General features: G+C 69.7%; 12 protein-coding genes. 8 read left to right on the forward strand and 4 right to left on the reverse strand.

The genetic code is table 11. The features are described from left to right. Positions 1–7: 7 nt before the first annotated feature. Both glpK (AB0M73_RS05760) and AB0M73_RS05765 read right to left on the reverse strand, forming a co-directional pair. Entirely contained in the window at positions 8–1,522 is a 1,515-nt protein-coding gene (glpK, locus tag AB0M73_RS05760) for a glycerol kinase GlpK (protein ID WP_363887303.1), read from the reverse strand. A gap of 9 nt (positions 1,523–1,531) precedes the next feature. Then, positions 1,532–2,281 carry an IclR family transcriptional regulator gene (locus AB0M73_RS05765; protein WP_043718668.1) on the reverse strand — a complete coding sequence of 250 codons (750 nt, stop codon included), beginning with the start codon at positions 2,279–2,281 and terminating at the stop codon, positions 1,532–1,534. A gap of 240 nt (positions 2,282–2,521) precedes the next feature. On the opposite strand from AB0M73_RS05765, the gene AB0M73_RS05770 reads away from it, so the two are divergent. The 5 genes from AB0M73_RS05770 to AB0M73_RS05790 all read left to right on the forward strand — a co-directional run bounded on the left by AB0M73_RS05770 (position 2,522) and on the right by AB0M73_RS05790 (position 9,041). Further along, a complete protein-coding gene (locus tag AB0M73_RS05770) occupies positions 2,522–3,274 on the forward strand; it encodes an MIP/aquaporin family protein (protein ID WP_043729925.1) in 753 nt (250 codons plus the stop codon). Between the two features lie 17 nt (positions 3,275–3,291). Then, positions 3,292–4,803: a glycerol kinase GlpK gene (glpK, locus tag AB0M73_RS05775; RefSeq protein ID WP_363887308.1), complete on the forward strand. Its 1,512-nt coding sequence runs from the start codon at positions 3,292–3,294 to the stop codon at positions 4,801–4,803. A 24-nt stretch (positions 4,804–4,827) separates the two neighbouring features. Beyond that, a complete protein-coding gene (locus AB0M73_RS05780) occupies positions 4,828–6,426 on the forward strand; it encodes a glycerol-3-phosphate dehydrogenase/oxidase (protein ID WP_052394978.1) in 1,599 nt (532 codons plus the stop codon). A 38-nt stretch (positions 6,427–6,464) separates the two neighbouring features. Beyond that, a complete protein-coding gene (locus tag AB0M73_RS05785; RefSeq protein WP_363887311.1) occupies positions 6,465–7,571 on the forward strand; it encodes an amidohydrolase family protein in 1,107 nt (368 codons plus the stop codon). Positions 7,572–8,174: 603 nt separating this feature from the next. Then, the gene (locus tag AB0M73_RS05790; protein WP_363887313.1) at positions 8,175–9,041 is read left to right on the forward strand and encodes a hypothetical protein; all 867 of its coding nucleotides are present in this window, start codon (positions 8,175–8,177) and stop codon (positions 9,039–9,041) included. Here the strand turns inward: AB0M73_RS05790 and AB0M73_RS05795 are convergent. Then, on the reverse strand, positions 9,034–10,071 hold the full coding sequence (locus tag AB0M73_RS05795; protein WP_363887315.1) for a winged helix DNA-binding domain-containing protein: 1,038 nt from the start codon (positions 10,069–10,071) through the stop codon (positions 9,034–9,036). The genes AB0M73_RS05790 and AB0M73_RS05795 overlap by 8 nt on opposite strands. Next, complete coding sequence (locus tag AB0M73_RS05800) at positions 10,071–10,610, reverse strand: DinB family protein (RefSeq protein ID WP_363887317.1); 540 nt, start codon at positions 10,608–10,610, stop codon at positions 10,071–10,073. The genes AB0M73_RS05795 and AB0M73_RS05800 overlap by 1 nt, the downstream gene beginning before the upstream one ends. A gap of 52 nt (positions 10,611–10,662) precedes the next feature. On the opposite strand from AB0M73_RS05800, the gene AB0M73_RS05805 reads away from it, so the two are divergent. Genes AB0M73_RS05805 through AB0M73_RS05815 form a run of 3 tightly spaced genes read left to right on the forward strand, consistent with a single transcriptional unit; the run spans position 10,663 to position 13,468 of the window. Next, positions 10,663–11,616: a YafY family protein gene (locus AB0M73_RS05805; RefSeq protein WP_363887320.1), complete on the forward strand. Its 954-nt coding sequence runs from the start codon at positions 10,663–10,665 to the stop codon at positions 11,614–11,616. Between the two features lie 38 nt (positions 11,617–11,654). Next, positions 11,655–12,944, forward strand: a complete 1,290-nt coding sequence (locus AB0M73_RS05810) for an MFS transporter (protein WP_363887472.1) — start codon at positions 11,655–11,657, stop codon at positions 12,942–12,944. Further along, complete coding sequence (locus AB0M73_RS05815) at positions 12,920–13,468, forward strand: MarR family transcriptional regulator (protein WP_363887322.1); 549 nt, start codon at positions 12,920–12,922, stop codon at positions 13,466–13,468. Before AB0M73_RS05810 ends, AB0M73_RS05815 begins: the two co-directional genes overlap by 25 nt. The last annotated feature ends 9 nt before the right edge of the window (positions 13,469–13,477 follow it).

The following is a 13,477-nucleotide window of genomic DNA, read 5'->3' on the forward strand; positions in this document are numbered from 1 at the left end:
CCTAGCGTCAGCGCGGACGCCTCGGCTTCGCCCATCCGAACGTAAGTTCGACGGCCCGCTTCCAGTTGGCGTACTCGGCATCCCGGTCGTCGGCATTCCACTGTGGAGTCCAGCGCGCCGCGAGATGCCAGTTGCGGCGCAAGCCCTCCAGGTCAGGCCAGTAACCGACGGCCAGACCGGCGGCGTAGGCGGCGCCGAGCGACACGGTCTCGGCCACCATGGGCCGCAGCACAGGAACATCCAGCACGTCGGCAATGGTCTGCATCAACAGGTGATCGGCGGTCATGCCACCGTCCACCTTCAGCGCCTTGGACGACACACCCAACTCGGCGGCCATCGCATCGACGACCTCACGCGTCTGCCACGCCGTGGCTTCCAGCACGGCGCGGGCCAGATGTCCCTTGGAGATGTACGAAGTGAGGCCGACGATGATGCCCCGCGCCTCGCTGTGCCAATGCGGCGCAAAGAGGCCCGAGAACGCCGGCACGATGTAGCAGCCGCCGTTGTCGGTCACGGTCCGGGCCAGCGTCTCGATCTCCGGGGCGCTCTGGATCAACCCGAGCTTGTCCCGGAACCACTGCACGAGCGAACCCGTGACGGCGATCGACCCCTCCAGGGCGTAGGTCGCGGGCTCGCCGCCGAGCTGATAGCCGATGGTGGTCAGCAACCCGTGCTCGGACTTCACGAGCGTGTCGCCGGTGTTCATCAACAGGAAGCTGCCGGTGCCGTAGGTGCACTTGGTCTCGCCCTTGGCGAAACACGTCTGCCCGAACAGGGCGGCGTGCTGGTCCCCGAGCGCGGCGGCGATCGTGATGCCGGGAACCACGCGGGTGGTCTTGCCGTGGATCTCCGTGGACGCGCGGATTTCCGGCAGCATGGACGCGGGAATGTCGAAAAAGGACAGTAGCTCGTCGTCCCACGCCTGCGTGGTGATGTTCATCAGCATGGTGCGGCTGGCATTGGTGACATCGGTGACATGCAGGCCGCCGCTCACGCCGCCGGTGAGGTTCCAGATCAGCCAGGTGTCGATGGTGCCGAACAGGAGCTCGCCGCGCGCGGCCCGCTCCCGCAGTCCAGGAGTGTTGTCCAGCAGCCATTTCAGCTTGGGTGCGGAGAAGTACGTGGCCAGCGGCAGACCGCAGCGGTCGCGAATGCCGGCGCTGTCCGGGCGGGCGGTTAGCTCGCCGACCAGCTCCTCGGTCCGGATGTCCTCCCACACGATGGCCCGCCCGACGGGCACACCGGTGTTTCGGTCCCACACCACGGCGGTCTCGCGCTGGTTGGTGATGCCCAGCGCCACCACCTGGTCCGCGCCCACGCCGCCGTCCCGCAGCGTCTGCGGCAGGATCCGGTCGACGTTGCGCCAGATCTCGACGGCGTCCTGCTCCACCCAGCCCGGCCGCGGGTGGTACTGGCGGTGTTCCCGCTGCACGACCGAGACCAGCCGGGCGCTCTGGTCGAACAGGATGCACCGGGTGGAGGTGGTGCCCTGGTCGATCGCCATCACATACCGTTGCGCCATGATCCCCGCTCAGTCGGTCAACGCCCGGGACACGGCCTCGGCCGCGCTGGCCACCTGACTCACCAGGCTCGGCTTGGGCCGGCTGGCCGGATCGCAGATCCGGTCCACTGCACCGGAAACGCCGATCGCGCCGACGACCAGGCCGCCGAACGCGCGGATCGGCGCGGCGATGCTGGCCTCGCCCGGCATGCACTCCTCGGCCTCGCTGGCCCAGCCGCTGGCCCGCACCTGGGTCAGCACCCGCTCCAACGCCTGCGGCGACACGATCGTGCGCCGGGTCAACGAGGTGAGCTCGCGATCGCGGCTCAGCGACGCGTCGTAGGCCAGCAGCACCTTGCCGAAGGCGGTGGCGTGCAACGGAAGCATCGCGCCCACGCCCAGCGTCTGCATGGTGTCGTCCGGCCGGAAGACGTGGTGCACGACGAGGACCGCCCCGTCGTGGTGCACCCCGATCCGCACCTCCTGGCCGCTGCGTGCGGCCAGCGCGTCGGCCCAGTTCAGCGAGCGTGAGCGCAGCTCGTTCGCGTCGAGATAACTGGTGCCCAGGTGCAGCAGTGCGGCGCCGAGGCGGTAGCGGCCGGATTCCTGGTCCTGTTCGACGAATTCGACCCGTTGCAGGGTGCGCAGGATGCCGTGCGCGGTGCCCTTGGGCAGGCCCAGCGAGGCGGCGATCTCGGCCAGCCCGTACTGGCCGGAGCCGCGCGCCAGCAGCCGCAGCATGGCGGCGGCACGCTCGATGGACTGGATGGGGCCGGGCACGGCGTCAGCTAATCAAACGAGCACGTTGTCGGCAATGTCGAACGCCCGGAGGTGCGACGGGACACGGTAGGGGACGCATTCAGCCGCGAGATCGTCGGATAGTAATCGGATGACCACTCTGTGGTGTGAGTCACCGTTCGACATTGTCGACCGCTGCCCGTTGAGGGTCGGATCACCGCTGCTTACGTTCCCCTCACTCACTGGGGGTGGGTGGCCGTTCAACGATGAATGGAGAAGTGGGTGGCTCTAGGAGCGGTGTTCCTCAGCGAGGTGCTCGGCACCGGTTTGCTGATCTTGCTCGGCGCCGGTGTGGTGGCCAACGTGCTGCTGGTGAAGTCCAAGGGCTTCGACGGCGGCTGGCTGCTGATCAACTTCGGGTGGGGCCTGGCCGTGATGGCCGGCGTGTACGTCGCGTTCAAGTCGGGCGCGCATCTCAACCCGGCCGTCACCATCGGCATCCTGACCAGTGGGGCGAGCACGTACGCCCCCGGTGTCGCGGTGTCGCTGGGTTCGACCCTGGTCTATCTGGCCGGGGAGCTGGTCGGGGCCTTCATCGGCGCCTGCCTGTGCTTCCTGGCGTACAAGAAGCACTTCGACGAGGAGCCCGACGAGGGCAAGAAGCTGGCCGTGTTCTCCACCGGCCCGGCGATCCGCAGCTTCGGCTGGAACCTGGTCACCGAGATCCTCGGGACGTTCGTGCTGGTCTTCGTGGTGCTGTCGTTCGGCAAGACGCCCTCGGGCCTGGGCCCGCTGGCCGTGTCCATGCTGGTGGTCGGCATCGGCGCCTCCCTCGGCGGCCCCACCGGCTACGCCATCAACCCCGCCCGTGATCTCGGGCCGCGCATCGCGCACGCCATCCTTCCCTTGCGCTACAAGGGAGAACCCCGGTCCACGGAGCCCAAGAACTCCGACTGGGGTTACGCCTGGGTGCCGGTCGTCGGCCCCCTCGTCGGCGGTGTCATCGCCGGTCTCGTCTCCCACGTCGCGTTCTGATCGGAAGGGCATCCGTTATGGCACAGCACATTCTCGCCATCGACCAGGGCACGACCAGCACGCGTGCGATCGTGTTCGACCACGCCGGCGCCATCGTCTCGGTGGGGCAGAAGGAACACGAGCAGATCCTGCCGCGGGCCGGCTGGGTCGAGCACAACCCGGTCGAGATCACCGCCAACACCCGCTACGTCGTCGGCCAGGCGCTGGCCAAGGCCGACCTGAACATCGGCGACCTGGCCGCCGTCGGCATCACCAACCAGCGCGAGACCGCGGTGGTCTGGGACCGGCACACCGGCGAGCCGGTCTACAACGCCATCGTCTGGCAGGACACCCGCACGCAGTCCATTGTGGACTCACTCGGCGCGTTGGGCGGCGGGGCCGACCGGTACAAGGCCAAGGTCGGCCTGCCGCTGGCCACCTACTTCTCCGGCCCCAAGGTGCGCTGGATCCTCGACAACGTCGAGGGCGCCCGGGCCAAGGCCGAGAACGGCGACCTGCTGTTCGGCAACACCGACACGTGGACGCTGTGGAACCTCACCGGCGGCCCGAACGGCGGCGTGCACGTCACCGACGTGACCAACGCGTCCCGGACCATGCTGATGGACCTGGACACGTTGAACTGGGACGCCGAGATCGCCGCGGAGATGGGCATTCCGCTGTCGATGCTGCCGGAGATCCGTTCCTCCTCCGAGCACTACGGGGTCGGCGTCGGTGTGCTCAACGGCGTGCCGATCACCGGCATCCTGGGCGACCAGCAGGCGGCCACCTTCGGCCAGGCCTGCTTCGACGTCGGCACGGCCAAGAACACCTACGGCACCGGCAACTTCATGCTGCTCAACACCGGCACCGAGAAGGTGGCCAGCCGCAACGGCCTGCTCACCACCGTCTGCTACAAGATCGGCTCGCAGGACCCGGTGTACGCGCTGGAGGGCTCGATCGCCGTCACCGGCTCGCTCGTGCAGTGGCTGCGGGACAATCTCGGCATCATCGGCTCCGCCTCGGAGATCGAGGGCCTGGCCCGCAGCGTCGAGGACAACGGCGGCGCCTACTTCGTGCCGGCCTTCTCGGGCCTTTTCGCCCCGTACTGGCGTTCCGACGCCCGCGGCGCGCTGGTCGGCCTGACCCGCTTCGTCAGCAAGGGACATCTGGCCCGCGCGGTGCTGGAGGCTACTGCTTTCCAGACGCGGGAGGTGCTCGACGCCATGAACGCCGACTCCGGCGTGGCCCTGACCGAGCTGAAGGTCGACGGCGGCATGGTCGTCAACGAGCTGCTCATGCAGTTCCAGGCCGACATCCTCGACGTTCCGGTGGTGCGGCCCAAGGTCGCCGAGACGACGGCGCTCGGCGCGGCCTACGCCGCCGGGCTCGCGGTCGGCTACTGGGGCGGCGAGGACGAGCTGCGGGCCAACTGGGCCGAGGACAAGCGGTGGACGCCGGCGCTGGACTCGTCCGAGCGGGAACGCGTCTACCGCAACTGGCGCAAGGCGGTCACGAAGTCGTTCGACTGGGTCGACGACGACGTGCGCTGAATGATCGACTAGAAGGAGTTCCCGATGTCCGCAAGGCTGGATGCCGGCTATCGCGAGGCGGCGCTGCGCACTCTCGCCGAGACCGAGTTCGACGTGCTCGTGATAGGCGGTGGCATCGTCGGTGTCGGCGCCGCCCTGGATGCCGCTTCGCGGGGCCTGTCCGTCGCGCTGGTCGAGGCGCGGGACTGGGCATCGGGAACCTCCAGCCGGTCGAGCAAGCTCGTGCACGGTGGGCTGCGCTACCTGGAGCAGTTCGAGTTCTCGTTGGTACGCGAGGCTTTGCGGGAGCGGGGTCTGCTGCTCAAGCGCCTCGCCCCGCACCTGGTGAAGCCGGTGCCGTTCCTGTACCCGTTGACGCACAAGGGATGGGAACGGCCCTATGTCGGCGCCGGGCTGATGCTGTACGACACCATCGGCGGCGCCACTTCGGTCCCGATGCACAAGCACCTGTCCCGCACCAAGGTCATGGCCATGTCGCCGGGCCTGCGGCCGGATGCGCTCACCGGGGCCGTGCGCTACTACGACGCGCAGGTCGACGACGCCCGCTTCACCATGATGGTGGCCCGAACCGCTGCCCAGCACGGCGCGACTGTGCTGAATCGGGCCGAGGTCACGGAGTTGCTGCGCTCCGACGACCGTGTCGTGGGGGCTGTCGTCCGGGACGGCCTTTCCGGCAACGAGATTCGTGTCCGGGCGCGTCGGGTGATCGGCGCGACCGGCGTGTGGACCGAGGCCAACCCCGGCTTCCGGGTCCAGATGTCCAAGGGCGTGCACATCGTCGTGCGCCGGGAGCGGATCGAGCTCGAGACCGGGCTGATCATGCGCACCGAGAAGAGCGTGCTGTTCGTGATCCCGTGGGGCCGGCACTGGATCATCGGCACGACCGACACGCCCTACTCGGACGCGCCCGACCGGCCGACCGTCACGGATGAGGACGTCGAATATCTGTTGCAGCACGTGAACAAGGTGCTGCGCGAGCCGCTGACCGTCGATGACATCGTCGGCACCTACGCCGGGCTTCGCCCGCTGCTGGCCGGAAAGAACAGCGAGACCGCCAAGCTGTCCCGCGAGCACGCCGTCGCCTCGCCCTCGCCCGGGCATTTCGTGGTGGCCGGCGGGAAGTACACGACCTACCGGGTCATGGCGGCGGACGTCGTCAACGCCGCGGTGCACGGCCTCGGCGGCGTTGCGCCTTCGCTCACCGCACGGCTGCCCATCCACGGCGCGGTCGGATACCGCGAGCTGTGGGCGGACCGGATCGCCTTCGCCTCGCGCAACGGCCTTTCGGTGTCCACAGTGGAGCACCTGCTGAACCGCTACGGCTCGGCCGTCACCGAAGTGGTGGAGCTGATCCGGCAGGATCCCGCCCTTGCGGCCCCGCTGGCCGGCGCCGAGGCGTACATCGCGGCCGAGATCGTGCATGCCGTGACCCACGAGGGCGCGCAGGACCTGGACGACGTCCTCAGCCGGCGGACCCGCATCGCCTTCGAGTACCCGGAACGCGGCCAGGCCTGCCTGGACCAGGTGGCCGACCTCGTCGGCGCGCGGCTCGGCTGGGACACCTCCGCGCGTCGGGAGGCCGTGGCGGACTATCGGGCCGGTGGTGTCATGATCACCGCGTGATCGGTCTTCGCTGCGCGCGCTTATTCGATGGCGACACCATGCACCACGGTCCGCGGACCGTGGTGCTCGACGGTGGCCGCATCGTCGGCTTCGACGATGCGGCCGTTGAGGTTGTCGACCTCGGCGACGTGACGCTCATGCCGGGTCTGGTGGACGCCCACACCCATCTCGTCTTCGAGCCCGGCGGCGACACCGTGGGGGACATGACCTCCTTGCCGCGCGAGGACCTGCTGGAGCGGATGCGCCGGCATGCCGTGAAGGCCTTGCGGGCCGGCATCACCACCGTGCGCGATCTGGGGGACCGGGACTACCTCGCCGTCGACCTCCGGGAGAGCACTTCCGGGCTGCTGCCCGAGATCCTCGCCGCCGGACCGCCGATCACCACGCCCGGCGGGCATTGCTGGTTCCTCGGCGGCGAGGTGCCGGCCGACAGTGACGCCCTGATCGACGCCGTCGCCGAGCGGCTGGCCCGTGGCGTCGACGTCGTCAAGGTCATGGCCACCGGCGGCGGCATCACCGCCGGCAGCTCCCCGCACCAGTCCCAGTACGACCTCGACCAGCTCAGCGCCATCGTCGACGCCGCCCACTCCGTCGGGCTGCCCGTGACCGCCCACGCCCACGGCGGCGACGGCATCCGCGACGCCGTTCGCGCCGGTGTGGACGGCATCGAGCACGCCACCTTCCTCACCCCCGACGGCGCTACCCCCGACTGGGGCACCATCCGTGAGATCATCGTCGCCGGCACCTACGTCGGCGTCACCGCCGGCCGCCTGCTCGGCGACGACACCCCGCCCACCCCGCCCCATGTCATCAAGGCCCGCGCTTTCCTCCCCCAGATGCTCCGCGAGGGCGCCCGTGTCGTCTGCTCCTCCGACGCCGGCATCATCGCGTACAAGCCGCACCACTGCCTTCCCCACGGCCTCCCCGAATTCCAGCGCTTCTCCGCCCTTTCCCCCTCGGCGGTCCTCACCTCCGTCACCCGCCTGGCCGCCGAGTCCTGCGGTCTGGGCGCCCGCAAGGGCCGCATCGCCCCCGGCTACGACGCCGATCTGCTTGCCGTGTCCGGTAATCCCACCTCCGACCTCACGGCCGTCCGCTCCGTCTCCGCCGTCTACCGCGCCGGCACTCCCGTGGACCTGTCGTAGCCACTCGAAGGAGTGAGGTTGTCTCGGTTTTTGGAAAGGCGTCGGCGGTGATGGCCGAACCGTGTCGGCCGTGACCAGGGGCTTGCATTCCCGGTGCGGCCCAGCGTCCATTCGTGTGCACGGCCCATCGGCCGCCGCGCCGCCCCGCTTGCGTGGGTGCTCGGGGGTCGTGCATGATCCATTTCCAGTTGTCCGTTCAATCGAAGTCGTTGTCGGGGTCCTTGGAGGTAGCGGTGTCCAATCTTGTCCTCGTTGTTGCCGGTCTGCTGGGAGACGAGGGCAGCCCCGACAAGTGACTCCGAGCCCGAGACGGCTCTGCCGCACGCGCCGGGCCTGATTTATTGACGTCGCAAGGGCGGGGATCCGTGGATCCCCGCCCTTGTCGTGTGTAGAGTTGTCCCTGATTTTCGGGATTGGGCCAGGGCGTCTCCGCTTTCCGCCGAATGGTCGGCGCGTCACCGCCGATCGGCGCTTTGACGGGCGATTTCGCTGCGCCGGGCGGGTGTCATGTGTACTGACCGTGACCTTCGTCCGCTACACACGGACCAAGTCCAGGCCATTTGTTGAGGAGGCGCTCGCCTTGAGTCGAGGGGGACCGTCGTGATGCGAAGTTTCGTCGAGTGGCTGACCCGGTTCGTCGCCAGTGCCGGCGTGCTCGGGCTGGTCGAGGGGGCGCTCGGAATACTGGCGCTCGGCGGGTCGCTCAGCGCGCTGTTCGGTGATGCGGCGATCAAGGGAGCGGCGATCGTCGCCGTCATCCTCGCCACCATGGGGCTGGTGGTCGCGCTGGTCGCGGGCGAGGCGCGGTGGCGGCGTGAGAGCGAGGTCGGCCGGCGGCTGATCGCCCAGTACTGCAACATCCTGATGGAGACCCGCGCGTCGTACTTTAAGGTCGTCGACTGGAAACAGGTGATGACCGTGAAGAGCAACGGCGACCTGTTCTCCTCGATCACGCTCCGGTCGGTCGCAGTCTGTGAGAATCTGAGCTTCTTTCGATTTCGCACCGGGCCGGCGTGGGGACAGCCGACCAGGCACCGCAAAGGCGTGACGGTTCAAGTCCGAAGCGTCATCTCCGGCGAGATCGGCGGCACCCGCCGGGATGTGACGACAACATGGCTGGTCGACGGGCGTATGGAAGTGCTGGTGCACTTTTCGAATCCCATTCCTCGGGGTGGCGAATTCCATGTGGTGATGGAGTTCTTCTGGCCGCAGCGGGCCCGCCCGCTGATTGTCGACCGGGTGCCGGACGACTACACGGTGGTGCTCACCTACCCCGTTCCCCGGCTGCACTACTCGATCACGCTGCCACCCGGGGCCCGGGCCTTCTACGACCCGATCGGCTTCGACCTGAGCGAGCAGGCCTTCACGCTGGCGTCGACGACCGATGGGCTCGACCAGATGGAGATCCAGCTGGTCAGCCAGAACATGCCGTTCCGGGACCGGATCGGCATGCGGCTGGACGTCAGGTGAGGAAGGCGGCGAGCCGGTCGGCCTCCTCGGCGACGGCGGTGCGTTCGGCGCGGGTGAGGGGACGGAGCGGGGTGACGGCGACGGCGTCGGCGGAGAGGGACCAGGTGGCGGAGACGCGGCCGTCGACGAGGACGACGCGGGTGCCGGCGACGGAGACGAGGCGGTGGGCGTCGTCGACGATGCGGGTGCGGTCGTCGTAGCCGAGCAGGGCGTTGTCGAAGGCGGGCAGGAAGCGCACGGGGGCCGGCGTGTCGGGGGAGGGGCGAGGAGCGTCGGGAAGGTCGAGGAGCTCGCGGCCGCGCTCGTCACGGAAGGAGACGAGCTCGGGGCGCAGGGCGGCGACGGCGGCGGGCAGGCCGGCGAGGCCGGACCAGGCGCGGATGTCGGCGGTGGCGGCCGGGCCGAAGGCGGCGAGGTAGCGGCGGACCAAGGCGGGCCCGGCGTCGGCGGGATCGAGGGGGCGGCCGAGCCAGGACGTGAGAAGGACGTTGCGTACGCCGCCTTTGCCACGCCAGAGCCCACGGGGCGGGATCTGGACCACGGGCACGAGGGCGGCGATGAGCAGCTCGCCGAGGACCCGCGGGGGAACTTCGGGCCAACGGTTGGTGGCCTGCACGAGCTCGGCCATGGTGCGGGGTTCCCCGTCGGCCATGACGGCGTGGCCGGCGGCGAAGAGCTCGTCGAGGTCGACGCCGGCCAGCTCACGGCGGTAGGTACTGAGAACCCGTTGGCGCAGCATGAAATCGTGCCGCGAACGCCAGCCCAGCACGTCGTCGGCGGTGAGCAGGTGAACCGTGCGGCGCATGAGGTGGGTACGCACAACCTGGCGCTGCACAAGGAGATCCGACAACGTCGAGGGTGAAAAGCCTTGCAGCCGCGACCAGAGCCCGATGAACGGCTCCTGTGGCTCCTGCGCCTGGAGCCCGCAGAGATGCCCGACCGCGTCGAGAACCGGGAGGTCGACGCGGTCGAGCAGCAGCTGGCGGGCCAGGGTGGCGCGGTTGAGGGCCCGCTGGGACAGGACGGTCATCAGCCGGACTTCTGCCCGTCCAGGCTTTCCCGCAAGATGTCGGCGTGCCCGGCGTGCTGCGCGGTCTCGGCGATGACGTGCATGATCACGCGCCGGACGCTGTACGAGCCGCCGGGCTCCAGCCAGGGGGCGGGCGGCAGCGCGTGGCTGGTGTCGAGGTCGGCGGTGGCCAGGATCTCGGCGGTGCGGGCGGCCACCTTCTCGTAGCGGGTGAGAATGTCGGCGAGGGTTTCGCCGGGCAGCATCAGGAAACCGTTCTGGTGGTCGATCATCCACTGTGGAGGTTGCGCGGCGCCGGCCATGATGTCGGCCCAGGTGACGCCGTTGGGCAGCTCGTGCGGCAAGGCCGACGCGCCCTCGACGGTGAAGCGCAGCCACTGCTCCTCCGTGGCCAGCACGTGCTTGATCACGCCGCCGACGCACAGCGAGCTGACGGTTGGGCGGGCGGCGGCCTGCTCGTCGGTGAGCCCGTCGGCCGTCCTGACCAGGGCGGATCGGGCGGCGGCGAGGGCCGCGAGCAGGTCGGTGGTCTCAGTCATGGGACAACTCTGACAGGGGTAGTGGACAGGTAGTGGCCGCTACTCTGACGTCATGCCGAAAACTTCGGGGCGGCTGCTGTCGCTGCTTTCCCTGCTCCAGCTGCGCCGCGACTGGCCCGGGCAGCTGCTGGCCGACCGCCTCGAAGTCAGCCCCCGCACGGTCCGGCGGGACGTGGATCGCCTGCGTGAGCTGGGCTATCCCATCCAGACGATCAAGGGACCGGACGGCGGCTACCGTCTCGGCGCCGGCGCCGAGCTGCCGCCGCTGCTGTTCGACGACGAGCAGGCGGTGGCGCTGGCCGTGGCGTTGCAGACCGCCATCACCACCAGCGGCGTCGGCGAGGCCGCCGCTCGGGCGCTCAGCACCATCCGGCAGGTCATGCCGTCGCGGCTCCGGCACCGTATCGATGCGTTGCAGGTCACGGCCCTGTCCGTGAGCGACCCGTCGGTCGACGTCGCCGTGATCATGGCGGTCAGCGCCGCCGTGCACGCTCGCGCGGTGCTGCGCTTCGACTACAAGGCCGAGTTGCGACGGGTCGAGCCGCACAACCTCGTGACCTGGAGCGGCTGTTGGTATCTCGTGGCCTGGGACCTCGAACGCGACGACTGGCGCACCTTCCGCGTCGACCGGATCGCGCCCCGCACGCCCACCGGCCCGCGTTTCACGCCACGTGACCTGCCTGGCGGCGACGTGGCGACCTTCGTCGCGGGCCGCTTCAAGGGATCCGAGGGCATCGACGCGTGGCCGTGCCGTGGCGAGGTCATCCTCGCCTGTCCGGCCGAGGCGGTCGTGGACTTCATCGGCAACGGCGTCGTCGAGGCGCTCGGTCCCGATCGCTGCCGTGTCGTGCTCGGCGCCTGGTCCTGGCCCGGGCTGGCCGCCGCCTTCGGCCGATTCGACGCGGACATCGAGGTCGTCGGCCCGCCCGAGCTCAAGGACGCCTTCGCAGCGCTGGCCCGTCGTTACGCGGCCGCTTCGTCTGCGGCCGAAACGACATCGGGTTAGCGTGGACGGTGACTTCTTCCACCGGACGCTGGCCGCTGGTGTCGCTTTGCCTGGGATTCTTCATGATTCCCCTGGACGCGACCGTGGTCGCCACCGCCCTGCCCGCCATCGGGCGTGACCTCGACGCCTCCGCGAGCGGCCTGCAATGGGTGCTCGACGGGTACACGCTGGTGTTCGCCTGTCTGCTGTTGTCCGCGGGCTCGCTGGGAGATCGCCTCGGCGCGCGTCGGGTTTACCTGTGCGGGCTGGGTTTGTTCGTGCTGGCATCGGCGATTTGCGGCCTGGCAACGAGCCTGTGGGTGCTCAACGCCGCTCGCCTCGTCCAGGGCCTGGCCGCGGCGCTCGTGCTGCCGACCTCGCTGGCCTTGATCAACGCCTCCTATCACGACCGCGCCGCTCGGGCCCGGGCCATCGGCGTGTGGGGTGGCATGGGCGGCATCGCCGCCGGGCTCGGGCCGGTGCTCGGCGGTGTGCTGACCGGCTGGATCGGTTGGCCTGTCATCTTCTTCCTCAACGTTCCCGTCGGCGTCGCCGCGATTGTGTTGACGCTGCGCCATGTTGTCGCGCCTCGTCCGCAGGAGCGGGTCGGGCTGGACTTTTCCGGGCAGGTGCTGAGCATTCTCGCCGTCGGCGGCCTGGCCTTCGGGCTCATCGAGGGCGCCCTCTGGGCCTATGCCGCCGCCATGGTCGGCGGCATCGTTTTTGTCGTCGTGGAATCCCGCCGCCGTCATCCCATGCTGCCGCTGTCCTTGTTCCGTAGCAGGGAGTTCACCGGCTCCGTGCTCGTCGGCGCGGCCATCAACACCGGCTTCTACGGCGAGCTCTTCCTGCTTTCCCTGTACTTCCAGCACATTCGGGCCTTCACCCCGCTGCTGGCCGGGCTGGCCCTGCTGCCCCAGCCCGGCATCGCGTCGTTGGCCTCCGCCCTGGCCGGGCGGCACACCGCCCGGTTCGGGCCCCGCCCCGTCATGCTCATCGGGCTGCTCACCGGTGCGCTCGGACTGTTCGCCATGATCTTCGCCGGCACCGCCACTCCGTACTGGCTGCTGATCCTTCCCTTGCTGGCCATCGGCTTCGGCACCGCCTACACCATGCCGGCGGCCACCGCCGCCACCATCGAGGCCGCCCCGGCGGGTATGGCCGGCACCGCTTCCGGTGCCCTCAACTCCAGTCGTCAGGTTGGCAGCACCCTCGGCGTCGCCATCTTCGGCGCCCTCGTCACGGGCACCGGCGACTTCATGACCGGCTACCACCTCAGCGTCCTGCTCGGCGGCGTGGTCTTCGCCGCCGGCGCCGTCGTCGCGTGGCGAACCGTCCTCCGCGGCTGATCCCGACGCCGTCGGGCATGATCGGGGGCGTGGACGAGCGGGCGGAGATCTCGACGGCGAAGGACGCGGCGAGCGACGAGCTGATCGTGTCCTTCGGCCGGCTGCTGGGCGTGGCGGGACGGCTGGGGCACATCCTCGGGCGGGCCATCGAGGACGAGTTCGGGATCAGTCACCTCATGTACGAGGTGCTGCTGATCCTGGGCCGCGCCGGCGAGCCGGGGCTGTCGATGGGGGCGATCGGCCGGGAGCAGGTGCTCACCACCGGCGGCGTCACCCGGCTCGTCGACCGGATGGCGGCGGCCGGGCTGGTGGCGCGGGCCGACGATCCGGGCGACCGGCGGGGGCGGCTGGTCCGGCTGACGCCGCTCGGCGAGGACATCGTGGTCCGGGCGTCCCGGGTGCACCTGGCCAACATCGAGCGCTACTTCCTGGCCCCGCTGCCGGTCGAACACCGGGCCCAGTTCCTCGCTGACCTGCGCATTCTCGGTCACGCCGCCCGGGACGCCCTGCCCCAGCTGCGGTGACCCACGTCA

The organism is Kutzneria sp. NPDC051319 (assembly GCF_040682195.1).
GTDB lineage: Bacteria > Actinomycetota > Actinomycetes > Mycobacteriales > Pseudonocardiaceae > Kutzneria.

Bases quoted from the DNA above. Each gene is read 5' to 3' on its own strand.
- glpK (WP_363887303.1), bottom strand. From the start codon at position 1,522: ATGGCGCAACGGTATGTGATGGCGATCGACCAGGGCACCACCTCCACC.
- glpK (WP_363887308.1), top strand. From the start codon at position 3,292: ATGGCACAGCACATTCTCGCCATCGACCAGGGCACGACCAGCACGCGT.
- AB0M73_RS05780 (WP_052394978.1), top strand. From the start codon at position 4,828: ATGTCCGCAAGGCTGGATGCCGGCTATCGCGAGGCGGCGCTGCGCACT.
- AB0M73_RS05785 (WP_363887311.1), top strand. From the start codon at position 6,465: ATGCACCACGGTCCGCGGACCGTGGTGCTCGACGGTGGCCGCATCGTC.
- AB0M73_RS05790 (WP_363887313.1), top strand. From the start codon at position 8,175: ATGCGAAGTTTCGTCGAGTGGCTGACCCGGTTCGTCGCCAGTGCCGGC.
- AB0M73_RS05795 (WP_363887315.1), bottom strand. From the start codon at position 10,071: ATGACCGTCCTGTCCCAGCGGGCCCTCAACCGCGCCACCCTGGCCCGC.
- AB0M73_RS05800 (WP_363887317.1), bottom strand. From the start codon at position 10,610: ATGACTGAGACCACCGACCTGCTCGCGGCCCTCGCCGCCGCCCGATCC.
- AB0M73_RS05805 (WP_363887320.1), top strand. From the start codon at position 10,663: ATGCCGAAAACTTCGGGGCGGCTGCTGTCGCTGCTTTCCCTGCTCCAG.